Source organism: Halorubrum laminariae (assembly GCF_024494655.1).
GTDB lineage: Archaea > Halobacteriota > Halobacteria > Halobacteriales > Haloferacaceae > Halorubrum > Halorubrum laminariae.
Genome location: NZ_JANHDL010000014.1, coordinates 44,375 through 67,097, shown reverse-complemented (window position 1 = coordinate 67,097; position 22,723 = coordinate 44,375). Strand labels below are relative to the sequence as shown.

The 22,723-nt window shown below is 58.5% G+C and carries 21 protein-coding genes and 1 pseudogene; 13 read left to right on the top strand and 9 right to left on the bottom strand.

From position 1 onward, the window contains the following. The first annotated feature begins 159 nt into the window (after positions 1-159). Genes NO887_RS16520 through NO887_RS16510 form a run of 3 tightly spaced genes read left to right on the top strand, consistent with a single transcriptional unit; the run spans position 160 to position 2,572 of the window. Positions 160-435, top strand: a complete 276-nt coding sequence (locus tag NO887_RS16520; RefSeq protein ID WP_256419310.1) for a DUF8044 family membrane protein — start codon at positions 160-162, stop codon at positions 433-435. Beyond that, complete coding sequence (locus NO887_RS16515; protein ID WP_256419309.1) at positions 436-1,548, top strand: DUF4350 domain-containing protein; 1,113 nt, start codon at positions 436-438, stop codon at positions 1,546-1,548. It begins immediately after the preceding gene. Beyond that, positions 1,541-2,572, top strand: coding sequence for an AAA family ATPase (locus NO887_RS16510; protein WP_256419308.1), 1,032 nt, complete (start codon positions 1,541-1,543; stop codon positions 2,570-2,572). Before NO887_RS16515 ends, NO887_RS16510 begins: the two co-directional genes overlap by 8 nt. Positions 2,573-2,632: 60 nt before the next feature. Here the strand turns inward: NO887_RS16510 and NO887_RS16505 are convergent, their stop codons facing one another. The 3 genes from NO887_RS16505 to NO887_RS16495 are packed head-to-tail and all read right to left on the bottom strand — an operon-like array spanning position 2,633 to position 5,521. Then, positions 2,633-3,526 (bottom strand): DUF7982 domain-containing protein, encoded by an 894-nt coding sequence (locus NO887_RS16505; RefSeq protein ID WP_256419307.1) that lies wholly within the window; start codon positions 3,524-3,526, stop codon positions 2,633-2,635. Positions 3,527-3,557: 31 nt separating this feature from the next. Further along, positions 3,558-4,064: a DUF8163 family membrane protein gene (locus tag NO887_RS16500; protein WP_465261992.1), complete on the bottom strand. Its 507-nt coding sequence runs from the start codon at positions 4,062-4,064 to the stop codon at positions 3,558-3,560. A gap of 29 nt (positions 4,065-4,093) precedes the next feature. After that, positions 4,094-5,521 carry a DUF58 domain-containing protein gene (locus tag NO887_RS16495; RefSeq protein ID WP_256419305.1) on the bottom strand — a complete coding sequence of 476 codons (1,428 nt, stop codon included), beginning with the start codon at positions 5,519-5,521 and terminating at the stop codon, positions 4,094-4,096. A gap of 422 nt (positions 5,522-5,943) precedes the next feature. Between NO887_RS16495 and NO887_RS16490 the strand changes: the two genes are divergently transcribed. The 8 genes from NO887_RS16490 (at position 5,944) to NO887_RS16455 (ending at position 15,802) form a co-directional block, all read left to right on the top strand. Continuing rightward, positions 5,944-7,716, top strand: a complete 1,773-nt coding sequence (locus tag NO887_RS16490; RefSeq protein WP_256419304.1) for a DUF4129 domain-containing protein — start codon at positions 5,944-5,946, stop codon at positions 7,714-7,716. 51 nt (positions 7,717-7,767) lie between these two features. Next, positions 7,768-8,646: an ABC transporter ATP-binding protein gene (locus NO887_RS16485; protein WP_379811999.1), complete on the top strand. Its 879-nt coding sequence runs from the start codon at positions 7,768-7,770 to the stop codon at positions 8,644-8,646. A 106-nt stretch (positions 8,647-8,752) separates the two neighbouring features. Beyond that, positions 8,753-9,850 (top strand): FtsX-like permease family protein, encoded by a 1,098-nt coding sequence (locus NO887_RS16480; RefSeq protein ID WP_256419303.1) that lies wholly within the window; start codon positions 8,753-8,755, stop codon positions 9,848-9,850. Beyond that, on the top strand, positions 9,850-11,079 hold the full coding sequence (locus NO887_RS16475; protein ID WP_256419302.1) for an ABC transporter permease: 1,230 nt from the start codon (positions 9,850-9,852) through the stop codon (positions 11,077-11,079). Before NO887_RS16480 ends, NO887_RS16475 begins: the two co-directional genes overlap by 1 nt. Positions 11,080-11,383: 304 nt before the next feature. Beyond that, on the top strand, positions 11,384-11,776 hold the full coding sequence (gene tnpA / locus NO887_RS16470) for an IS200/IS605 family transposase (protein ID WP_256419301.1): 393 nt from the start codon (positions 11,384-11,386) through the stop codon (positions 11,774-11,776). A 1-nt stretch (position 11,777) separates the two neighbouring features. Continuing rightward, complete coding sequence (locus tag NO887_RS16465; protein WP_256419300.1) at positions 11,778-13,049, top strand: RNA-guided endonuclease TnpB family protein; 1,272 nt, start codon at positions 11,778-11,780, stop codon at positions 13,047-13,049. 615 nt (positions 13,050-13,664) lie between these two features. After that, positions 13,665-14,879, top strand: a complete 1,215-nt coding sequence (locus NO887_RS16460) for a glycosyltransferase family 2 protein (protein WP_256419299.1) — start codon at positions 13,665-13,667, stop codon at positions 14,877-14,879. A gap of 350 nt (positions 14,880-15,229) precedes the next feature. Then, positions 15,230-15,802, top strand: coding sequence for a metal-dependent hydrolase (locus tag NO887_RS16455; RefSeq protein WP_256419298.1), 573 nt, complete (start codon positions 15,230-15,232; stop codon positions 15,800-15,802). 536 nt (positions 15,803-16,338) lie between these two features. Here the strand turns inward: NO887_RS16455 and NO887_RS16450 are convergent. From NO887_RS16450 to NO887_RS16440, 3 genes are all read right to left on the bottom strand, one after another. Continuing rightward, a complete protein-coding gene (locus NO887_RS16450) occupies positions 16,339-16,860 on the bottom strand; it encodes a metal-dependent hydrolase (RefSeq protein ID WP_256419297.1) in 522 nt (173 codons plus the stop codon). 38 nt (positions 16,861-16,898) lie between these two features. Beyond that, positions 16,899-17,870 carry a phosphoadenosine phosphosulfate reductase family protein gene (locus tag NO887_RS16445; protein WP_256419296.1) on the bottom strand — a complete coding sequence of 324 codons (972 nt, stop codon included), beginning with the start codon at positions 17,868-17,870 and terminating at the stop codon, positions 16,899-16,901. Positions 17,871-17,971: 101 nt separating this feature from the next. Further along, positions 17,972-18,220: a hypothetical protein gene (locus tag NO887_RS16440; RefSeq protein WP_256419295.1), complete on the bottom strand. Its 249-nt coding sequence runs from the start codon at positions 18,218-18,220 to the stop codon at positions 17,972-17,974. 120 nt (positions 18,221-18,340) lie between these two features. On the opposite strand from NO887_RS16440, the gene NO887_RS16435 reads away from it, so the two are divergent. After that, entirely contained in the window at positions 18,341-19,276 is a 936-nt protein-coding gene (locus NO887_RS16435; RefSeq protein ID WP_256419294.1) for an NAD-dependent epimerase/dehydratase family protein, read from the top strand. An 870-nt stretch (positions 19,277-20,146) separates the two neighbouring features. Here NO887_RS16435 and NO887_RS16430 read toward each other — a convergent pair. The 3 genes and pseudogenes from NO887_RS16430 to NO887_RS16420 form a co-directional block, all read right to left on the bottom strand. Then, positions 20,147-21,058, bottom strand: coding sequence for an NAD-dependent epimerase/dehydratase family protein (locus NO887_RS16430; protein WP_256419293.1), 912 nt, complete (start codon positions 21,056-21,058; stop codon positions 20,147-20,149). Between the two features lie 110 nt (positions 21,059-21,168). Beyond that, positions 21,169-21,463, bottom strand: a pseudogene (locus NO887_RS16425) (NAD-dependent epimerase/dehydratase family protein); the annotation flags it as partial. Between the two features lie 109 nt (positions 21,464-21,572). Next, positions 21,573-22,106 (bottom strand): DUF7342 family protein, encoded by a 534-nt coding sequence (locus NO887_RS16420; RefSeq protein ID WP_256419292.1) that lies wholly within the window; start codon positions 22,104-22,106, stop codon positions 21,573-21,575. A gap of 252 nt (positions 22,107-22,358) precedes the next feature. Between NO887_RS16420 and NO887_RS16415 the strand changes: the two genes are divergently transcribed. Further along, the gene (locus tag NO887_RS16415) at positions 22,359-22,712 is read left to right on the top strand and encodes a hypothetical protein (protein WP_256419291.1); all 354 of its coding nucleotides are present in this window, start codon (positions 22,359-22,361) and stop codon (positions 22,710-22,712) included. Positions 22,713-22,723 lie beyond the last annotated feature (11 nt).

Sequence of the window (22,723 nt, the reverse complement as noted above, 5' to 3'; positions counted from 1 at the left end):
CGGTAGATTCAGAACCCCATACGACCTTACCCTACCCCGTGCGGACGACTTGGCCCGAATCGCCAGCGTGGGGAGCCTGTACGCCACACACTGGTAGCCACTGCCGCTGCCAGCAAAGGAACCTCATGCACTGTGAAGACACCACTCTCAAACCCGGCTATGCCACTTGAGAAGCGACGTCGCTTCGTATACGGTGTTGTGGCGTGGATGTTGGGTACGATCCTCGTGTTAACTGCGCTTGATGCTGTTGAGCTTGAGCTCTTTTTTGTCCTCTCGCTGATTGGGCTGCTTGTTGTTGTTGAATTGACTGCACCATTTAATGTAACCCCTCGATGGCGCCGGCGACTCCTGCCTGTGATCATCGCTGGGCTTGCTGGATTTAGTTACATTGTCATTCGCCGAATCCTCGAGATTCTCCCGGAGGGAATACTCTAGATGCAGACCCCATCACTGCCTAGGGTCGTGTTGTATGCGCTGACGATCGTCCTTGTGGGCACACTCATTTTTGCAGCAAGTACGACGACGGCAACATTCGGTGCGTACAATGTCGACTGGGACGGGACAAGCGAATTCCGAACGCTAGCTGGCGACCACACTGATAGTCAGGTTGTCCTTGACGTGGCGACGTACGACACACGTGATGCGAACGATACCGTCGCAATCATCCTTGCGCCAGAGGAATCCTACTCCGAGAACGAATCACAACGCATTCGCCGGTTTGTTGAACGTGGCGGCACACTTGTCGTTGCTGATGACTTTGGACAGACTGGAAATGCACTCTTGCGTGACATCGGTGCAACGGCACGGTTTGCCGGGACACCACTACGTGATGAGCGACACTACTACCAAGCGCCGTCGCTCCCGATTGCGACATCCGTTACCGAATCGCCGTATACTGCGAACGTAACGCAACTGACGTTAAATGGTGCGACGGCTGTAGAGCCCGGTTCAGCAACAACGCTTGCAACCAGCTCCGAATTTGCGTATCTTGATCGCAATCGCACTGGCAATCTTTCGCCAACCGATGATCTGGGACAGTATCCCGTCATGACAACCGAACCAGTCGGCGCTGGAGAGGTAGTTGCTGTGAGTGATCCGAGTGTGTTCATCAACACGATGCTCGCACAGCCAGATAACCGCGCACTTGCGATAGCGCTGTTCGAGACACATGATCGAACGCTCCTTGATTATTCGAAGGCAGGCGGACAGCCGCCGCTTGCTATCGTCTTGCTTCTGTTCCGATCCTCACTAGTAGCACAAGTTACGACAGCGCTCGTCGGGAGTGGACTGCTTTGGTGGTATCTCCAGTCTCGCCGCCACTCGACAGATAGCCATGAGTGGCTTGAGACGATCCTCCCACCAGTACTCTACACGCGACTTCCGTTCTGGATCCGGGGGCCATCGACGGGCCGTCACGAAACGGTCGTTGATGAGACTGCAGTGATGGCATCACTGCAGAATACCTATCCAGAACTGGAGGATGCCCAGCTGCGGCGCATGATGACAGATTTTTTGTCGGAGCAGTCGCGAGAGGAAGAAGATGAGTAGCCCGGAGGCAGTGTATACAGCAATTCGTGAGGAGATACACGGGATTATCGTCGGGAACGACGAGATTCTCGAAGGGCTCACAATCGGATTGTTAACTGATGGCCATCTGTTGCTTGAGGGGGTGCCTGGCGTTGCGAAGACAACGATCGCGAATGCGTTCGCGCGGGCGTCTGGACTGTCGTACAGTCGCATTCAGATGACACCGGATATGGTGCCGGCCGATGTCATTGGAATGAACGTCTATCGCCAAGCAACCGGTGAGTTCCAACTCCGGAAAGGGCCTATCTTCTCGAATCTTGCTGTGGCCGACGAGATCAACCGGGCGACGCCGAAAACGCAAAGTGCGTTGCTTGAGGCGATGGAAGAATCGACCGTCACTATTGACGGCGAGACACTGCAACTCCCACGCCCGTTCATGGTCATTGCAACGCAAAACCCAATCGAGATGGAGGGCGTCTTTGAACTCCCAGAAGCCCAGCGTGACCGTTTCCAACTCAAGTACACGGTCTCGATTCCAGACCGAACTGATGAACGAGAAGTGCTTGATCGATTCGATGCGACGCCGAATCTTGATGCATCGACTGTCGAACAGGTGGTCGACCGTGACGAGTTGCAGGCCGCCAGCGACGTCGTCGATGCCGTGTTTGTTGCCGATGCGGTCAAAGAGTATATTCTCGACCTAGTTACGGCAACGCGCACATCGCCTGCACTCAGATATGGTGGGTCACCCCGTGCAACGCTTGCATTTCTTGCTGTAGGCAAGGCACGCGCAGCAATCCGGGGGCGTTCATACGTCATTCCAGATGACATCAAAGCGCTGGCTGTGCCTGTGCTTGTGCACCGGGTGATACGAACCACCGATGCAGAGCTTGCAGATCAGTCTGCGACCGCGATTGTTGAGGATATTGTCGATGGGGTTGTCTCACCGAGTGCTGACACAACATTCACACAGCCGGATCCTGCACAACCGCAGGCGGCAGACGGTGGGGCTACTTCTGACGAGTCGACGAACGGTGACCAGTGAACTCACCCGTTTTTTTGGTTACCCACGGAGGAATCTTCTCCCTTCAGGGCGAAGAGGAAGTCAAGGCTCGTCAGTGGCTGTCGGTTCTGCTTGGTGTCCGTACCGACAAGTTACGGTAAGGGGAGCAGTCTCAGTCACCTCGACTGTGAGTGGCTCCGTAAGTGCCGTAACAAGACTCACAGCCAGAAACGATGCGATTGGATGATCAATCGCTGTCGGGTCACCGAGTCCCGCTCCACTGAATTCAAACGTAATCCGATTGGTTTCTGTATCAATATCTGCGGTCCCGCTGTCTGCGAGTTCAAACAGGTCGACAACGGCGTCCGTTACAACTGGGGCGACGGTTTGCGGCTCCGACCCAAGTGTCGTATCCGTCGTTTTTATGAATTCGCTGAATAACGGTCCTCCGGTCGGGTATAAGGCGACGCCACCGCGCTTGGAGGCGTCTGGAACGACGAAGAGATTGGTGAGATCAGACTGGGCTGGCAACGACGCGTCGTGTTGGCGCGGTATGAACAGACGAACAGCATCATCTACACGCACGTACACCGGCTCACCTCGGAGGCCAAGCTCATCAATCAGTGCTTCCCGTTCAGCACGGACGGCTTCAAACAGACGCGTCCCCACACTCGCTGCGATAAATCGCTCCGGTGTAATAACGTATGTTAACACACCCGAAAAAATCCCCGTCCCTCCTAACGCGAATAACACAGTACGAGCATCAGGAAACACAACGCCACCGACGAGCCCGAGGAGCCCGACAACGAGAAGCCCAAGCGCTGTACGGCGATACGTTGTTTGACGTGCCCGCGCGTACTCCTGGCGGAGCTGTCGATTTTCGGCCTCTAGGACAGCAATCCGAGGATGAGGGTCTGCTGTGTCAGATTCTTCTGAGCTGGTGTTCCCAGTAGTCTCCGTCACGGGTGTTGGATCGGTGCCACCAGTCTGAGACATTACGGTATCCTCTGATTGTGAGACATGGGTGTTACTCTTTCGCCTCTGTGTCTTGTGTGGCCGTGCTGTCAGCGTTGCGTGTTGTGACTGGGTCGACAAGTCCCAACCGAACAAGCGTGATGCGTCGCATGAGGTATGTCCCGCCTGCAACGATGAGACAAAGCAGTACCCCAGTAACCCACAGATCTCGCTGGAACCACAGTACAATTCCTCCACCAAGAGCGAGATATGCCACTCCAGTTGTCGCCATCGCAGATGTGACGTGATGCTGCCGCGCTGGTTCAGTAAGCAGAATCAGTAATGCAATCTGCACCACCCCAAACAGCAGTGTATCCGCTGTTCCGATCGTCGGAATCAGAGCGAGGTGGCCAGCAACAAACGCCAGTGGGGCAGGCACGACGAAAGCGACGACCAATAGCGGCAGCGTTACGACGAGCGTGTCGACCGTCCCAGCGACCGCACCCACCACACACACGGCGAGGAGGCTCACAACGCTAAATCGGTCGCGTGCGCGCAGCGAGATGAGTGCGTGTGGCATCGTCGAGAACGATGCTGCGGTATGTCGGCTCACCGGACTTGTGTTGGCTTTTCTTGCCGATGGGCAAGTACTGTTTGTATCCGGGTCTCTGGGGCGATCTCGAGGACGGTCACACGTGGATGGCTGTCTAAGGTGCGCCGGAGTTCTTCAAATGTTCGATACCGTTCATATGTGTCATCGAGTGTAGCGAGATCTGACGATTCAAACAGACATTCGGGAGTCAGGAAGATAAGAATCTGTCCGCCGCTCTGAATTGCCATCTTCACGACTTCACGTAATTTGGCTGGCTCTGCATCACTGGTGACGATCACGAGGAGCCCATCGCCACTCACTTCGTTTCCAACCTGTTGAACCGTGTTAACGAGGGGATCCTCCCGGAGTCGGTGTGTGTATGCTGTCTGATCAGTCACATACGGAGCCACCACGGTAGCAAACTGGCCATCATCAGCTGCGAGTCGGTCAGCAAGCCGTCCGGCCTGTCTTGCAGACCGGGTACCCGGCACTGTTGTGTCTCCAGTTGGCGTGAGATCATAGAGAAGTGCTTCAACCCGGGCATACGTCTGTGGTGTCATACTCGGCTGGACTGTGTGTGTGATCCCGTGGTTGCCCACAGTGCGAAGCCCAAGTGGATCACCGTTGTCTGCAGCCGCTCGTGCGATACCACTCGCAACTTCACGCGCGTACGCCAGCATCGTGTTACCAGCCTCCCCCCCGTCCATTCGGCCGCGATGATCCACAATGAGAACCGTTCGGCGATCTGTTTCGCCCTCTGTTTCCCGGATATACGTCTCAGACAGTCGCGCAGTTGCATTCCAGTCGATCTGTTGAAAATCATCTCCGGGGAGGTATTCACGGAGTTCCCGTGTGGTTACCCCGGGACCCGGACTATCAGATCGGTGCTGACCATAGGCACTGTGCAGTCCCTCACCGCCTCGCCCGATGTGGAGGGTTGGACTCTGTGGACGAACGGTAATTTGTGGTGTGGCAGTATAGTGATACTGCGTCTGATACAGACCCACTGGGTCGCTCACTGTGACCATTGCTGGCGGAAACTCGAACTGGCCTGCCACGGCGAATGCTACTGTCACTTCGGTCTCTGATTCAGTGACGCCGGCGGGAAGACTCACCGTTGGCTCGCCAGCGGCAATCGATATGCCCGGTGGCGTCTCAATCGTCACTGATAGTGGCACGGCTGCTGTTGCAGGCGGGCGGTGCACACGGAGTGTCACAGTCGTGTCTGTCTCAACGAACGCATTCTCGGTGGCTATCGAATAGTCAATCGCTGTGTGCTGTTGGCTGTGTGTAAATGATTCACTGCTAACGACTGCAACACCGAGAAGCCATGCACCGAGGCCTGCTGCTGGAAAGACAAAACGTAGCTGTTCAGCAAGCACACCCACGACAATAAGCAACCCGCCGGAGCCAGCAAGTGCCCACCACCGCTCCGTGACGTCCATTGAATTGGATCTCGCTCTGAAACAAATTGAAACTTGGCTTCGAGGTTTTCGTTCGAACTACAACTGTTATTAGCCCTGACAGACGACTACTGATCGTGTCGGCTCGCTACTGCCGTTTGAGCGTCCTCGTTGCAGTTATTCTTCTCTGTAGCGTTGTTGCTGGTAGTGCTAGTGTGGCTGGTGTCTCCGGCCCGACGTCGGATGTGGTGTTGCAGACTGGACCCACTACAGACGACAGTACAAATACCACTAATCGCACCCCTCCCCACACAAACCCTGACGAGATCGACGAGGCTGGCGATAACCAACGGGTGGCTACCTATCTCGCGACGCGACTCGGATCTCGACTGAATGTGAGTGCCGTTGCAGTAAGCGACCAAGCATTCGACGATGGTCGAGCCCCGCTCGGCGAGGACTATGACGTGTTACTTGAACGGTATTCTGCTGTTGCTGCAGATATTGACGCTGAAGAGACAGCAGACCGATTCAATCTCACACGTGAACAGCAACGAGCCATCATTGACTCTGCTGAAGATCTCAATCAAACTGCACTCGCGTATCAACGGGCTGTCGAAGCTGGGAATGATGAACGAGCTCGTGAGCTTGGACGCGAGATTATTGAGACAACAGCTGAATTGAATGCAAGCACGGAGTCACTCACGGAGCAGTATGCCGCCCTTGAGGAAGAAACAGACATCAACCTCGACGGTGCACAAGCGGCTCTTAACCAATCACAACAAACCCTCAGCCAAGCCGCGGCGGCCGTTGCCCAGCGTGAGTTTACCGAAACCACACTAACGGTCGAGACAAATCGAACAACACTCTCGGGTGGTGCGCCTGTTCGGGTGACTGGGCAGTTAACGACAACCGATGGTGAGCCAATCAGTGATGCACCACTCACGGTTGGAATTGGTACAGACACGGTTACGACACAGACCAACGACACTGGGAGATTCACCACGACCTACCAGCCGCTGCTTGCTCCGATCAATGCATCGACGCTGACTGTTACCTATGAACCGACATCGTCTGCACCGTATCTCGGTGCAACGGCGACGCAGCGCGTGTCGCTTACAGAGCAGGCCGACACTGAATTGAGACTCGCCAACAGTACTGAGACCGCTGCGTTTTCAGAGACTGTTCGCGTGAATGGAACAGTCCACCTACTCACAGAGACTGATCGCCCTCTCGATGGCATTCCGGTTGTTCTCACCGTTGACGGACAGCGGCTCGCGACGGCGACGACAGACCGTACTGGGGCAGTGTCGCTGGCAGATGAGCTTCCAGCAGACATTCCAGATGGAACGACGGAACTGGGAGTCGCCATCGATCGCCAAGATTTGGCTATTGCCCCGTCGACAGCAACAACGCAACTGACGGTTCAGCCAACGTCGACCTCGCTTTCTGTTGACGCAGTGACGAACACGACCAACACAACCACCGTGTCAGTGGCTGGTCAGCTCACGACTGCAAGCGGCGAGCCGCTCGCTGATCGCGAACTCGGTATCACGCTTGGTGAGACTCGTCTTGGTGTCGTTGAGACGGACCAGACTGGGGCCTATCAGGCTAATTATACTGTCCCAGACTCGGTTGGCCGGACAGCTGATCTGACTGTGGCCTATGATGGTACTGGAACAAGTCTGACAGGGAGTACGGTCACCCAACAGCTGTCATTCACCACTGTGGGGTGGCCCCGTCTTGGAATTGCGCTTGCCGCTGGTTTTGTTGTGGTTAGCCTCATTGTGGTCGTGTTTGTTCGGCCACCCGATTGGAGATGGGTTCGCCGTCTTCGAGCACGGGTCACGAATGAACCTGTGATGACACCGTCCCCGAGTGACCCTTCCGACATGGCTGTGTCTTCGTCACCTGATGCAGATGGTGGAGATGCCAATGCAACTGCTCACAGGCACTCATTTGACCACGCTCAAGCGGCACTCGCAGCAGGCCATCCCAATGCTGCCGTCCAGATCGCGTATGGCGTTGCCCGGAACCACCTGCGCTCGGATAATGCACAACCCGCAGAGACCCACTGGGAGTTCTACCAACGGTGGCAACGTACTGGACGTCCCGAGATTGATTCTGACCATCTTCGACAGCTTACGGAACTGTATGAGACTGCAGCGTTCTCACCGCACGATATCTCAATGGAGACCGCCGATGATATCGTATCGACTGTTGAAGATCGATTCCGTTGACCGACACTGGCGAATAACGCTTAACCCATCGGGTGCCGACTACCATCGTGAATGACGACTGAGCTTTCCCCGCATCACCACCTCCATGGGCAGTCGTTTTTTGACCACCTGAGACGATCGCTCGAAAACCTCTGTGCGGCACACACAGCTCCTCCAAACGCCGAATCGACTGCCACGACAACACCTCCAGACGCATCACCGTCGGCCCCTCTGTCGCAAGACCCTGTCATCGAGTGTACCGACGTCGTCCGCGCCTATACGCGCGGTGGCGGACGTGGACTCTTCTCGCGGAACACGCAGGCGACAACCGTTACCGCTGTTGATTCCGTCTCGGCGACGATTGACCGCGGCGAACTCGTTGGGATTGCTGGGCCGAGTGGCAGCGGCAAATCGACGCTACTACACCTGCTTGCCGCACTCGAGACACCCGATAGCGGCCAGATTACGATCACTGGCACTGACACTGCCTCACTGAGCGAACGCGGTCGGACCCGTCTCCGGCGTGAGCATGTCGGGATTGTGTTTCAGCGATTCCACCTGTTGCCGTCGTTGACAGCAACCCAAAATGTTGCCCTGCCACTCATTGAGCATGGGGTTGGCAAGCGTGATCGACGAGCCAGAGCCCAAACCCTGCTTGAAGCGGTCGGGCTTGGCGATCGGCTGACACACCGACCGGCAACACTCAGTGGCGGTGAACAACAACGCGTCGCTGTTGCCCGGGCGCTTGCTGGCGACCCGGATGTGGTGATTGCTGATGAGCCAACTGGTGAACTTGACTCTGCTGCCAGTGAAACCGTGTTGGATATCCTCGCCGACGTTGCGACGGAACACGCCGTGGTGGTTGCGTCACATGACCCAGCGGCGATCGAGCGCATGGACCGCGTGATTCGACTTCGAGACGGCACACGAGACACCGATGGGCACGCGTAGCAGCCTTATCCGGCTTGGCCTCACACAGACTGTGGGGAAGCTCCGGACTGGCGACAGTCGCCGACTCCTCTTGACGGTTGTGGGTGTCGCGCTGGCAGTCGCACTGATGGTCAGCGTCACCGGCGTCGCCGTGAACCTTGCAAGCGGTGCAACCGTGCAGGGTGATGACGTTGACTACTGGATCGTCCCGGAGGGTGGCTCCGTCAGCAGCGTCGCGGTCTCCGTTGAGGGGCCACAGTTAGGGGCCGTCCATGAGACGACTGCACGCATCGCCGCTGACGACCGGGTGTCGTATGCGACGCCCGTCGAGTTACAAATTCTGCAGGTGTCAACGGCCGAGTCCAGTGAGTATGTCCTTGCAGCCGGCGTGATTCCACCCGACGGCGAACGGGAGATACTCGGGCTGCCAACCCAGCAGCTCACGCCCGGCGATCCCCATTATGCAAACGGGAGCTATGATGGCCCATGGACTGGCGAGGCCGTCGTCAGCAGCGCGGCTGCAGAGTTGTTAGGCAGTGAGGAGGGGGCGACGCTCACGCCAACCCGAGCGAGTGAGGGGCAGACCTTTCAGGCGACGACAGTTGCCGAGGGTGACCTTTCTGGTGGTGTCGGGCCGATACCCGTGATCCTTGTCCACACAAGCGAACTTCAGACACTCACTAACACGGCCGCTCAAGACCAAGCCGATCAGATTCTCGTGAGCACAGATGATCCCGCCGTCGAATCGATGCTTGCATCCATCTATCCCGAGACGCAGGTATTGTTGCGTGCCGGCCTTGGTGGGAGTGATCTTTCAACATCGAGTCTGCCACTCGCCGTGGCGGTGGCAGCGTTGCTTGCAACCGTCGCAATTGGCACGCTGTTCGTCGCGACGCTCATGGGGTTAGAAAGTATCGCCGCCCGTGAGACGATTGCCGTGCGGGCTGCCCTTGGCTTTTCAACGCGATCGCAGATGCTGATTGTGCTCGCACAGACGCTCACGATTGCCGGTCTCGGTGGGGGTGTCGGGACTGTGCTTGGCCTCGGTGGGATTTATCTCTTGAACAGTGGTGCAACAGTGGTTACAAGCGTTGGGCAGATCGCAGCATTCCATCCGGGGCTTCTTGCGTATGGACCCGGTGTGGCGCTGCTGATCGGCGTGCTTGCCACGCCCTATCCGGCGTGGCTTGCCGCCCGGACTGATCACTTGGAGGTGCTTGGCTGATGCGTGTGATCTCTCGTCTCCGGGCAATCATCGGAATCGCCGTCTCACAGCTCCGATATAACCGCATGCGGACCCTCCTTGCCGTCATCGGTATCGCACTAGCCGTCTTGTCGGTGACGCTTCTCGGGGGAGTCGGGCTTGGAGTCGTCGAAACTGGCGAAGAGCAGTTTGACGCTTCTGGTCGCGATCTCTGGGTGACTGGTGGACCGGTCCAGATCGCTCCGGGGACGGTCGGTGGCTTCGAGAACACACTGGTTGATGCCCACTCAGTTGCTGCATCGATCGAGAGGCAAGAGGATGTCCAAACCGCTGTTCCAATGGCGTTTCAAACAGTGTATGTGAGCACTGATGGCGACGACTGGGAGACACTCGTTGGCGTTGGCGCACCCGCCCGTGGCGGGTCTGTGCAGGTAACGAACGGGACACAGTTCCAACAGCAAGATGTCCACTATGCTAATGGCACCTATTCTGGCCCGATGACGCATGAGGTCATTATTGATACGCGAACAGCAGAACTGCTTGATGTATCTGTTGGTGATTCGATATATGTTGGCGGGACAATCTCGTCAGCCAGAGCCAATCAGTTCGAGATTGTTGGGGTCTCATCGACGTTCTCGCGGTTCCTCGGAACCGCCTCTGTCACGGTTCATCTGAGTGAACTCCAGGAAGTGACTGGGACAACCGCAACTGATCGTGCATCACTAATTACGATCTCAGTTGCTGATGGTGCCTCCCCAGCTGCTGTTGCTACTGACATCGAAGCTGCCCATCCGGCGTATGATGTCCGGACCAATCGTGAGCAGTTGACAGCCACACTTGAACGGCAAGCCGTATTGCTCGCCAGTGGCGGCAGTCTTGTTGTGCTCGGGGTGCTTGCGGGGATAACCCTTACAGCCAATCTCATGGTGTCTGTAGTGTATCAACAACGGCGGGAGTTTGCTGCAGTGAAAGCGCTTGGATCCCGAACTTCGACACTTATCGGCATCGTCGTCGTCCAAGCGCTCATCCTTGGAACGCTCGGTGGTGTGGTTGGGGTCGCAGCAACCCTCCCACTTGTCGAACTGCTCAACGTGGTCGCGAATGCGATCGTTGGCTTTGAGGATGTTGTGCGGAGGCCGCAGTGGTTACTCGGTGCTGGTGTTGCGATTGCCATCCCAATGAGTCTCGCTGGGTCGTGGCTGGCCGGCTGGCAAATTGCTTCGCTCTCGCCAGAAGATGGGCTCCGGTGACGTGTCTGGTTTGTCTTTGTGGGACGGAAGGGATCGCCTCACACCGATCTGATCGACCCTCTGTGGGGGGGGAAGAGCGAGGGCCGACCATGTGTATGTGAGTTGTATCCTATCTTGATTCAGCGAGAGAATCCCGCCCTTCCCGTGAGTGACGAGCGTTCCGACACTCTGTTGGAACCGAGGAACGAACAGGGCGGGAGTGAATCGCGTAAGCTCTGTGTAACAACCACTCGGTTTCTCCCTGCTGAATACCCAACGCCACAAGAGTTATTTGACTTGGGTGTCTCGTATCTGGTGAGGCCAAATGGAGTATCATCTGCAAACCGGGTCGCACACAGTGTACGCGCTCCAGTATCACTTCGTGACCGTCACGAAGTACCGTGCCGATATTCTCACAGATGAGCGGCTTGAGCGTGTCGCTGAAATCGCTCACGATATTGCAGATGACTTCGAGGCCGACATCAAGAACGTGGACGGCGGTACCGACCACGTTCACATCCTGTTTCAGACCAAACCAACCACAAACCTCACGAAGTTCATCAACTCGCTCAAAGGCGTCACCTCTCGCCGCGTTCGCAAGGAGTTTCGTGAAGTGACACAGACGCTCGAAGATGCGTTATGGCAACCGGGATACTTCCTCGCCACGACCGGCCAAGTGAGTATTGACGTGTTGATGGACTACGTGGACGACCAGTAGCATGACCGCCACAACCACGAAAACGCTGGAAGCGACACTCGCCCCACCGACAGCACACAAGGAGCGGAAACTGTGTGACTTGCTCGACACCTACCGTGAGGGACTACACGAGGCGTTTGACGCCGGGTGTGACACGATGGGCGCAACCAGCGACGTGGTGACGCCTTACGAACTGCCGTATCAGGCGAAAGCGGCACTGTGCAACTACGTCCCGCAACTCCACGACACCTACAACGCACAGGAGTTGGACGACTACCACCCGGTTCGGCTCACCAACCAAGCCGCCGAGTTCGACCACTTGGCGGCGCGAGACTACGAGTTTACGTGGTGGGCACCGCAACCCGGTCGTGGCACTAACTTCTGGATACCGCTTCGGATCAATCCCGCCCAAGAAGACCTGTGGCACGACCTCGTACACGGTGACGCTTCAGCGGGGCAACTCCGACTGCAACAACACCGCACGTCGTGGACGCTCCACGTCACCGTCGATTTCCCCGTCGAAGAACCAGACTACGAACCAAGCGATGATGACGTAACACCAGTGGGCTTCGACATTGGCGAGGCCCACCTGCTCGCGGGCTGTGCCTGCGAGCAGGGCACTCCGACCGACCCACTACTCATCAACGGTGGTCGCGCTCGGCACCTTCGCAAAGAGATGTTCACGACGCTGAAACGGCTCCAAGAGCGTGACGCCGCGGAGTGGCGGATTGACGAGCGATTCGACCACTACCAGAACGCACTTACTGACATCATCGAGAAGGCGTCTCGACGCGCCGTCGAGTACGCCCATCAGTTCGAGAAGCCGGTCCTCGTGCTGGAAGACCTCTCGTACATCCGCGAAGACCTCGATTACGGCGAGTGGATGAACCGACGCCTCCACGCATGGGCGTTCGCTCGCCTCCAACAGCGTATCGAGGACAAAGCACGAGAGGCTGGACTTCCGGTTAGCTACATTCGACCGGAGTACACGAGTCAGACGTGTCACGAGTGCGGTCACATCGGGTACCGGAACGGCGACGAGTTCCGGTGTACGAACAATGAGTGTTGGGTGTCGGAGTATCACGCAGACATCAACGCGGCGGTCAACATCGCTGACCGCCACGACCCGTGGGGTGAGAGCCTGCCGCTGAAACCGGCGGGCGATGACATCCCACGGGATGGGAGCGCCTGTGACAGCGCCACTACCCACCGAGAGACGAGCGAGGAACCCTCGCAGATGAGCCTCTCGGTCTTCCACGGGTCGGAACCCTCTGCCAGCAACAGCCGCACGTAGCTGGTATTCCCCATGCGTGGGAAGCCGCGCCGTTTACGGCGCGGAGGATGTCACCTTGAGACCGATCACAGTAATTGGTCCAAGCAGCCCACCGATACTCGCGACAACTAGTCCTCCAGCCACAATACTTGGTCGCGTCGCAAAGCCGTTTAATCTTTGTTACCGTAATATCGGATAGACTGATGAGATAGTAGAAAACAGCGGATAGAGGCGTTATATCTGTACTTTACTATTATACCATCCGTAACGATGTTTGTCTTCTGATCAGAGCGGAGTTGAGAATTCTAAACGGCTTTGCGACGCAATCATAATCATTACTCTCGGGTGGCCCCAGCGCTCTCGCTCAGTACGTACAACGATATCTTCTCCGTAACAAACATCATAAGACGTGTGTAGATATTTCGAAAATCTGTGAGGCGACGGCGTGAGAGCCAGCGATTGATGTCGGGGGGACAGGTAGTCCATCAGTCATACTTCGACGACTACGATAGCGGCCACACAGATTGTCTCTGCCGCATCTCCCTTGCAGTGAACGAGGTGGGGGATTCATCCTCTCAGAAGCGAAATTTCATATGGTTGTACTGTAGTAGGATATACATACTCTATTCGCAGCTCATGGCATCAACACTCAACTCTCCACAGGACCCCCCACCAGAACACGAACAGACAGATACACTCAGTGCAGACGAGCTACTCGTCGGCCAGGATTCGACGACCACACCGTATCTGTCAGTCGTCATGCCGACGTTAAACGAAGAGGCAGGTATCGAGACGTGTCTCAGCTGGATCAAGGCCGCTATTGAAGAGTTACAGGTCCCGACGGAGATACTCATCAGCGACAGTTCGACAGATCGCACGCCCGAAATTGCCAAAGAGATGGGCGCGATCGTCGTCAAACCCGACGGAAAGGGGTATGGATACGCCTACCGGTACGCGTTCGAGCGGACCCGTGGACAGTATATCGTGATGGGTGACGCCGACACCACGTACGACTTCACCCAGATCCCGCGGCTACTTGACCACCTGAAGGAGACGGGTGCCGACATGGTAATGGGGAGTCGACTCGACGGCGAGATCAAAGACGGTGCAATGCCGACGCTACATCAGTACATCGGGAACCCGATGCTGACGCAGTTTCTGAACGCGTTCTACGAGGCTGGCGTGAGCGACGCCCATAGCGGGTTCCGGATCTTCACGCGGGAGGCGTACGATCGGATGGATCTAGAGACAGATGGCATGGAGTTCGCTTCGGAGATGATCATGGACGCCGGGGCAAAAGAGCTACAGATCGCTGAGGTGCCGATCATCTATCACGAACGCAAAGGTGAGGAGACGCTCGACAGCTTTCGCGACGGCTGGCGACACGTCCGATTCATGCTCGTGAACGCGCCCGGATACCTGTTTTCAGTGCCCGGGGTGTTGCTAGCGCTGTTTGGCATATCCGTGATGACGATTGCCCACACCGGCGTCTCGGTCGGGGAGGTGACGCTCGGCGTGAACTCGATGATCGCTGGGAGTCTCTTTACGATCCTCGGTGTCCAAGTCGGCTCTCTCGGCGTGTTCGCGACTGTCGCCAGCGATCCTATCCAAATGCCCGGCGACATGGTATCCTCGTGGATGACCGAGAACGCGACACTCGAACGCGGTGCCACGGTCGGGCTCGTCGTGTTCGTCGCCGGCGCCGCCTACGCGAGTTGGCTGATCGTCGACTGGATCCTGAGCGGGTTCGGATCCGTGCCGTTCACGACGAGCGCCCTCGTCGCCTTCACGTCGATCGTGATCGGTGTCCAGATCGTGTTCTCGTCGTTCTTTTTCAGCGCCGTGAACTAGGGGCAGTCGGACGCGCAGAGGCCCCCACCAGAGAATCGACATCTGCGGCGTCGAGGCGGTCGATCCCTCGCGAGCGGCTGTCGCTGTCTCAACTGTCACGCATTCGCTTTCGGCTTCATGCAAGGCCGCGGCCATCTCCATGAACTAGGGGTCGTCATCCACGTGGAGCACCCGAAGCTCGTCCGAACGGGTAGTCATGATACCGCCACTCGTCACAAATCATTAACCAAATGATAGAAATATTACAGATGGAAGGCGGCGGTGTACCGTAGCGCACGACGGCCGAGCGATCCGCCTGCTCGTCGCCGTCGATCGTCAACGCTTAGCCGCGCCCGACTAACGGACGCCGTATGGATCCGGTGACGCACGGCGCGGTCGCGTATCTGTTGTACGTCGTGTATGCGGCAGCGACTTCCCGCCGGCTGCCAGCCCGGTGGGCGCTCGTGCCGCTGGCAGTCGGTAGCCAGTTTCCGGACCTGATCGACAAGCCGCTCGCCTACTGGGGCGTGTTGGTCTATGGCCGGTCGCTCGCGCACTCGGTGTTCTCGTTGGTTGTCGTGTGTGGCGGTCTCTGGTGGGTCATGCGATCCGAATCGGTTCCGCTCACCGACCGTGTACCAGATCGATTGCGTCGGGTCACGCCCGCCGCGTTCACGATCGGGTACGCGGCGCATCTGCTCGGTGACGCGTGGCAGGGTCTGATCCGTGGAGACCTCGTTTCGGTACGCTTTCTCGCGTACCCGTTGTTCGGTGTCCCGCGAAGTCCCAGCGACGACATCGCGCCGTGGGTGCGGGTCCTCGAGATCTACCGTGAGCCGGCTGCGGCGGTCCACCTCGAGATCGTCGTGGCCGCGCTCGTCGTGTTTGTCGGCTTGCGACTGTGGGCAGCTCGACGCGGGCAGTGGCCGGAACGCGGTCGGTGAGCCGATGGGACGTAGTACTTGATGAGGGCGAGAGAAATCGACAAAGAGAGAAGACCAGACGACTCGGCGAGACTGCGAGCGACAGGTCGGGACTCCCCGTCGAGCTCGCAGGTGAAGACACGCTCGCCACACGCGTCGCATTCAAGGGCCGTCTGCCACCCCTCGTAGGCGTGACCGGCCGGCGGGACAGTGACCACGTCGACGTTCAGATCACCGCACTCGGGACACACAGTGGAGAGAGGTATACGCCGCCCTGTCACATCATCTCATATTAATGAATCGTATTAGGAATCCAAGTAGTTTCAGTTGATTAATATGTGTATCGTCGGTCTGTCCGGTCGTTGGAACCGGTACTCAAACACACGTCGTCACCGGATTCGTGACGACGACGCCACGCTGTGTCACCGTCGCCCGCAGTGAGGTCTCGGTCATATGGATAGTTCAACCGAGAGTTATCTGAAGCTGTCTCCCGGCTCGCGGCGAGACGGGAAGCTCGGAGGCGACTGCGGCAATTCGCCGCCCCAATGCGGGTCCGGCTACGTCCTGTCGGAGAGGAACTGCTCGTTAATATCCCGATACAGGTGGTACGCGGAGACCGCCAGCACGACCGCGGCAAACAGGGACCACAGCCGGACGTTGATCGACGCCTCGCCGGCCCAGTGGGGAACGTCCGGCCGTGGGGTCGCCGGTCGAAGCGGCCACAGCATGTCGTCGGACAGCGTCGGATTCGGCGGCGACAGTGCCCGACGGTTGTCGGCGACGAGATGCGAGAGGTACGCGAACGCGAACGCGCTCCCCGTTCGGAGCCGATCGGTCCGCCAGGCGTACCACCCGGCGAGACAGACGATCGGAATCGCAACCGGCAGCGAGTGGACGAAGACGCGACCGCTGGGGAGCAGGCCAAACTGGTGGGCGAGCGGCTTGTCGATCAGGTCCGGCAGCTGGCTCCCGACGAACACGACTGCGAGCAGCCGTCCCGTCGGCAGCCGCCGATCGCGGACGAGGACGTACGCGACGACCGGGACGACCGCGACGATGAAGTGCTCAATCGGGAACATTCAGTCTCGACGTCGACCGCAGATGGGGCGTCCTCGATTCACATGTAGCCGAGGTCGCGCAGGCGCTCCATCAGGTCTTCTTTGTCCTGGGCGCGGCCGGCGCGCTCGGTGGTGTCTTCGAGGTTCTGGAGCCACGCAGGCTCCTCGGTCGTCTTGTCGGTCGAGACCTCGCTGCCGAGCGAGCGGAACCCGGCGAAGTACTTCGGCGAGATGGGGACGTCTGCTTGGGTGACACCCTCTGGAAGATCGTCGTCGGCCTGTGGGACGTACCCCTCGTCGGGGAACGCCGCGACGGTGTCGGGCACCACGAAGTTCCAGAACGCGTTCCACACGTCGGCCTCCGCGAATTGGAGGATGGGCTGGATGCGGTCGTGCGGTGGGAAGAGATCGGGGTCGTGGCGCGGCGAAAAGAACGTCTCGTCGGCGCGGGCCTCCTGTTCGTCCCAGCGGACGCCGGAGATGACGCCGTCGATCCCGTACTCCTCGAGGGCGTCGTTGAGCGCGACCGTCTTCAGCAGGTGGTTCCCGACGTAGGTGTCGAGCAGGAACGGGAACGTGTCCTCCTCGTATTCGAGGATGTCGCGGACGTGGTGCTGGTTGTGTTCGGACAGCTCCGCGACGGGGATGTCGTCGCCCGGCTCTAAGCCGTGTTCCTCGACGTACGCGCCGACGTCGTCGTTGCGGGCGTACACCAGGTCGATTTCCCACTCGTCGGCCCAGTACTCGACGAAGTCGGTGATCGAATCGAAGTGCTGGAAGTGGTCGATGAACACCGCGGTCGGCTTCTCGTAGCCGTACTCCTCCGCGACTTGGTTGATGAAGTACAGCGTCAGCGTGGAGTCTTTGCCGCCGGTCCACATCACGGCCGGGTTGTCGTACTGTTCGAGACCGTGGCGGGTGACCTCGACCGCCTTCTCGAGTTTGTGCTGGATCGACGGGTAGTCGTCGGGGTCCTCGCCCACGCCGTCGGTGTAATCGACGTCGACGCTCGCCGGGAAGTCGTCGCTCATACGAGTTGACCTGCCGTTATAATAAAAAGAATCTTTCCGTACGAGTCAGGCAGGGCAACGTCCGTGATCGTCTGCGACGGGCCGCCGGTCGCGTCCGCCGATCAGGGGCTAACCGACTCCTCGACGCTCTCCCTGTCACCGGCCGGGTACGGACTCTCAGTCGCGTCTGTGGCCAGTGTTCGCCTCGGCGAGCCGTCCGATCCGGAACCGGTGAGAGCCCTGACGATCCACCGACGGGACGCCCGCCCAGCTCTGACGACGCTCATCGCCGTCAGCGCCGCGACGTAAACGATGAAGAGCACGAGGAACTGGACGGCGCCGAACACCGTTCTGACGCCCGCTATCGACATACCTCACCCCGCCAGGGGTTACACATAAATCCGGGGAGAAAATTACCAATACCGATACTCGGGGTGGGCGGAGCAGGAAAACTTCCAAACGCATTTACACATCTCCTGCCAGGGAGAGACATGAACCCTTCAGACGCGAACGTCCTCGTCACGGGCGGTGCAGGGCTCGTCGGGAGTCACCTCGCCGCCAGCCTGCTTGACCGCGGTGCGACCGTCCACGTCGCCGACGACCTCTCGAAGGGGACCCGCGACCGCGTCCCCGACGGCGCAGAGTTCGTCGAGGCGGACCTGACCGATCCCGGCGACGTCGCTCGCGCGGTCACCGACGACCTCGATATCGTCTTCCACTTCGCGGCGTACACCGACACGAACTACGACGACGACCGCGCGCTGTTCGAGGACAACACCGGGATGACGTACAACGTCTTGGAGCGGATACGCGAGGTCGGCGTCGACCGCTTCGCGTTCACCTCCTCGTCGACGGTGTACGGCGAGGCGCCGCGGCCGACGCCCGAGGACTACGCGCCGATGGAGCCGATCTCCGTGTACGGCTCCGCGAAGCTCGCGGACGAGGCGCTGATATCGACGTTTGCGCACTCCTACGGGGTCCAGTCGTGGGTGTTCCGATTCGCGAACATCGTCGGGCCACACCAGCGCGGGAACGTGATCCCCGACTTTATCGAGAAGCTCGACGCCGACCCCGCGGCGCTGGAGATACTCGGTGATGGTCGGCAGGAGAAGTCGTACATGCACGTCTCCGAGTGCGTCGACGCCATCCAGCACGTCGTCGAGACCGCGGATGACGACCTGAACACGTACAACCTCGGGACGCGGACGACGACGTCGGTGACCCGTATCGCGGATATCGTCAGCGAGGAACTGGGCGTCGACCCCGAGTATCAGTACACCGGCGGTGACCGCGGCTGGACCGGCGACGTGCCGAAGATGCGGCTGTCGATCGAGAAACTGTCCGCGCTCGGCTGGGAGCCGTCGATCGAGAGCGACGAGGCCGTCCGGCGGAGCGCGCGCGAGCTGATCGACGAGATAGTGGACTGAGGCCGGACCTGCCGTCCGTTCGCCTGTCTCCTTATCTACTACGACGGATCGCGGAGCCAACCCTCACCGATATCTCAAAAACCATTTTGACAGTTGTGAATTGACATCCTCCTCCGGGTAACCGCGGAGGAATCCTGAGTGTTGGAGATTTCAGGTTTGCAGTTCCACCAAGCATCCGAACGGTAAGAATCCGTGGGGATGCTCACGGTCTAAGCGGGTGGGACTGCTGGGAGTGCCAAGCCCCCAGTACTCCTAGCCTCGGTCGTGTTCGGACTCCCCGTGTTGTTTTTGCCATGGGGAGTCCGGCAGACTTCGACGGACTCGGAGTTACTTTGTCTGCGTACAGCAGTCAACTCCGCACCGACTCTGTGAGAATCGGGCGGTCATTGACTGGTTCCGATTATTGCTTGGTTGCTTGGGGCGAACAGGCCGCCATCGTAGGACGAGGCGGAATCACTCTGTTCCGAGCCTGATTCCTACTCGGATACAGGATTGCCTGCCACTTCAAACTACTGAGTAGAACTCTCACCAGAGTGTCTGGGCGTGGTGTGTGTCGGATGTTGTCGGATTCATCTGGTGGCTAAAGCCACCAGTATTCTCCTCGAATCTGTATAATCCAAATTACGCGTTTAAGCACACGTTAATTCGAGCCGTTCGTATACTCCGAGAACGGCCAGAGACTCTCTCTCAACCGCCCGACGAACGAACGCCAGAACCGTTCGATCACGTCGCCCTCCCAGAGGTTTCCCGGGGGATCGCTGGTAGTCATGGTGGTGGGTACGTGGCGACATGTGTAACTAGCTTTGCTGGAGAAAACGATAGTTGGGTAGTATCGTCACCAGGCGTCGTCGATCGTGGCTCGATAGTCGGCTACTGGTAGGACTCGCAGACGCGGGCGACACCCTCTTCGAAGTCAATCTCGGGTTCCCAGCCCGTGGTCTCGTGGAGTTTCGAGTAGTCGGCCATCGTGTCGTGAACGTACACTGCCAGCGGGTTCTCGATGTACTTCGGATCCACGTTGGTACCGAGTTCGTCGTTGATCATCGCGACCATCTTGTTGAACGTGTAGCTCTTGGCCGTCCCGACGTTGTAGATGCCCTGCAGTTCGTGATCGGCGGCGAGTTCGCAGGCGCGGACGACATCGTCGACGTGGGTGAAGTCCCGGGTCTGGCTGCCGTCGCCGAACAGTTCCGGGCGTTCGCCATTGGCGATTTTGTCGGTGAACTGGGCGACGGTGTTGGCGAACTCGCCTTTGTGTTCCTCGGCGCCGCCGAAGCCCTGGTACACCGAAAAGAAGCGCAGGCCGGCGAGGGTCATGCCGTGGAAGTTGTGGAAGTACTCCGCGTAGCGCTCACGCGCGAGCTTGGAGGCCTCGTAGCCGGTTCGGGCTTCGACGTCCATGCTCTCAGGGGAGGGTTCGGTACGGTCACCGTAGATCGAGGAGGTAGTGGCGTAGACGACGGTCTCACAGCCGTCTTTGCGGGCCTGTTCGATCGTGTTCACGAATCCTTCAACATTGACGCGGGCGCCCTGTGTAGGGTCCTCCTCGTGCATCTTGTAGGAGGAGAGCGCCGCGAGGTGGAACACGACGTCGACATCGGTGGGGAGGTCCTCGTCGACGACGGAGGCCTCGACGAACTCGACGTCGTCGTCGAGGTTCTCGGGGGTGCCGAGGTAGCAGTCGTCGACGGCGATCACGTCGTTGTCGTCGGCGAGGTGGTTCGCGATGTTCGACCCGATGAAGCCGGCGCCGCCCGTAACGAGGACGCGGTTGTTCTGCATGGGCATTTCTGTTGGGTAGTTGGGGGAAAGCGTTGTGATTGAGGGTGACAATTTGTGGTAATAGTCTTTATACCTTATGTATCACTTAGGTACTGTATGGCTCCAATTGTTACATAAGGTATGGAGCAGCCGTCAGTACTGACGGCGTCGAGGATTGCCACGGTGACTTCGAGATTCGTTTTTTCGGCGTGATTCCCGATGTTGTCGATCTCACCGATGTCGTCTTTCCGACGTCGGGATCGAACGCACGACAGTTGTCCTCGACGTAATCCACTCGTGGAGGTTTGAGCCGTCGTCGTAGACAAGGAGCGACTTGCCGGCGGCGGCGTTCGTGATGAACTTCGGGATGAGCTTTTCCGTATGCTGGCGTGGCTCGAAGTTATTTGAGGTGCGCGTAATGAGCACCGCTTGGGATACACCGTGGCTTGGAGCCGTGTCCGAAGGAACTCGAGAATAGGGCGGTCGATGGGGGCAGGGCTCCCGCCATCGCCTGTCGGTGGCGCCATCGAGCGGGCTACCCGGAGGCCTGTTCGCGCTCGCCACCCGTGCGTTGCTGGCGGGCGCGTTCGTAGCGGTCACGCTCCTCGCGAGCGGTCGCCCAGTCGGCGAGGTCGCTGTACACGTCGTCGATGGTTTGCTCATCGCTGCCCTCCGCGGCGGCGACGGCATCGACGGCGGCCGGTGACGCGGCGTCGTACGCCTCCTCATACTCGGTGATGCGCGTCGTCAGCTCACGAACGCGATCCTGCAGGTCCTCGACAGAGTGGTCGGCTGCGAGCTGATTGATGCGTCGCCACTCGAAGTACGCATCGTTGCGCTCGTAGGTGGCTGGATGTCCGTCGTGTCGGGTGACGATGCCGAGGTCGTCGAACCACCCTAGATACTTCCGGGCGGTCTTGGGGTCACAGTCGGCGCTGTCGGCGATCGCGCTCGCCGTTGTCGGCTCCCGGGTCTGCAGGATAGTGCCGTAGATGCGTTGTTCGACGTCATCGCCGCTGAACGCATCCTCGAAGGGGGGCGGCCCATCAGCAGTGTCTGTCTCGGACATACTCGACGTTACAGCGTGAAGGATATAATTCTTACTTCAAGGAATAATTTCCTCATTGAGCGGCTAACGCGCTCTTCGATCGCAGATTAACCAACAAAGGCGCGGCTCCGCGCTCCAGTGTTGGTTAATCTACGTCTACAGATTTCGAGGCAGAGTGCCTCGGGGCTTGACCCCGAGGGTGAATACCGACAAACATTATGTAAATCCATCTGAGTCGGTGGGTTTACAAGAGAACATATCGTATAACTGACTATGGAAGCGGATGGACTCACACACACTCTCGATTTCCAACTCGACATTCGAGAAGGTGATCCATCCCTCCTGACAGACGGCACCCTCGAATCCCGGCGAGTCGTCAATGAAATCTTCCGCCTCGATAAGGAAGGCTGGGATTGGGACGACATCAAGGATGTTGTCGTCGACCGCAGTGACCACGTGAAAAACACCACTCAACGGCTCGTTGCCAAAGCGACCACCCCACTCGAGGAATACTATGGCGATGAGGACCGCAAATATGGGCGTCCAAGCAACAGTATCCGCGAACTATTCCCCATTCGGATGAATCACGGAGAGGGATATGAGCGTACGTTAAAAATTGTCGTGTGATAGATGGCCAG

Coding starts and splice junctions, on each gene's coding strand:
- NO887_RS16500 (WP_465261992.1), bottom strand. CDS start 4,064: ATGCCACACGCACTCATCTCGCTGCGCGCACGCGACCGATTTAGCGTT.
- NO887_RS16445 (WP_256419296.1), bottom strand. CDS start 17,870: ATGAGCGACGACTTCCCGGCGAGCGTCGACGTCGATTACACCGACGGC.
- NO887_RS16480 (WP_256419303.1), top strand. CDS start 8,753: ATGGTCAGCGTCACCGGCGTCGCCGTGAACCTTGCAAGCGGTGCAACC.
- NO887_RS16435 (WP_256419294.1), top strand. CDS start 18,341: ATGAACCCTTCAGACGCGAACGTCCTCGTCACGGGCGGTGCAGGGCTC.
- NO887_RS16420 (WP_256419292.1), bottom strand. CDS start 22,106: ATGTCCGAGACAGACACTGCTGATGGGCCGCCCCCCTTCGAGGATGCG.
- NO887_RS16520 (WP_256419310.1), top strand. CDS start 160: ATGCCACTTGAGAAGCGACGTCGCTTCGTATACGGTGTTGTGGCGTGG.
- NO887_RS16475 (WP_256419302.1), top strand. CDS start 9,850: ATGCGTGTGATCTCTCGTCTCCGGGCAATCATCGGAATCGCCGTCTCA.
- NO887_RS16510 (WP_256419308.1), top strand. CDS start 1,541: ATGAGTAGCCCGGAGGCAGTGTATACAGCAATTCGTGAGGAGATACAC.
- NO887_RS16455 (WP_256419298.1), top strand. CDS start 15,230: ATGGATCCGGTGACGCACGGCGCGGTCGCGTATCTGTTGTACGTCGTG.
- NO887_RS16495 (WP_256419305.1), bottom strand. CDS start 5,521: ATGGACGTCACGGAGCGGTGGTGGGCACTTGCTGGCTCCGGCGGGTTG.
- NO887_RS16450 (WP_256419297.1), bottom strand. CDS start 16,860: ATGTTCCCGATTGAGCACTTCATCGTCGCGGTCGTCCCGGTCGTCGCG.
- NO887_RS16460 (WP_256419299.1), top strand. CDS start 13,665: ATGGCATCAACACTCAACTCTCCACAGGACCCCCCACCAGAACACGAA.
- NO887_RS16430 (WP_256419293.1), bottom strand. CDS start 21,058: ATGCAGAACAACCGCGTCCTCGTTACGGGCGGCGCCGGCTTCATCGGG.
- NO887_RS16440 (WP_256419295.1), bottom strand. CDS start 18,220: ATGTCGATAGCGGGCGTCAGAACGGTGTTCGGCGCCGTCCAGTTCCTC.
- NO887_RS16415 (WP_256419291.1), top strand. CDS start 22,359: ATGGAAGCGGATGGACTCACACACACTCTCGATTTCCAACTCGACATT.
- NO887_RS16505 (WP_256419307.1), bottom strand. CDS start 3,526: ATGTCTCAGACTGGTGGCACCGATCCAACACCCGTGACGGAGACTACT.
- NO887_RS16485 (WP_379811999.1), top strand. CDS start 7,768: ATGACGACTGAGCTTTCCCCGCATCACCACCTCCATGGGCAGTCGTTT.
- NO887_RS16465 (WP_256419300.1), top strand. CDS start 11,778: ATGACCGCCACAACCACGAAAACGCTGGAAGCGACACTCGCCCCACCG.
- NO887_RS16515 (WP_256419309.1), top strand. CDS start 436: ATGCAGACCCCATCACTGCCTAGGGTCGTGTTGTATGCGCTGACGATC.
- tnpA (WP_256419301.1), top strand. CDS start 11,384: ATGGAGTATCATCTGCAAACCGGGTCGCACACAGTGTACGCGCTCCAG.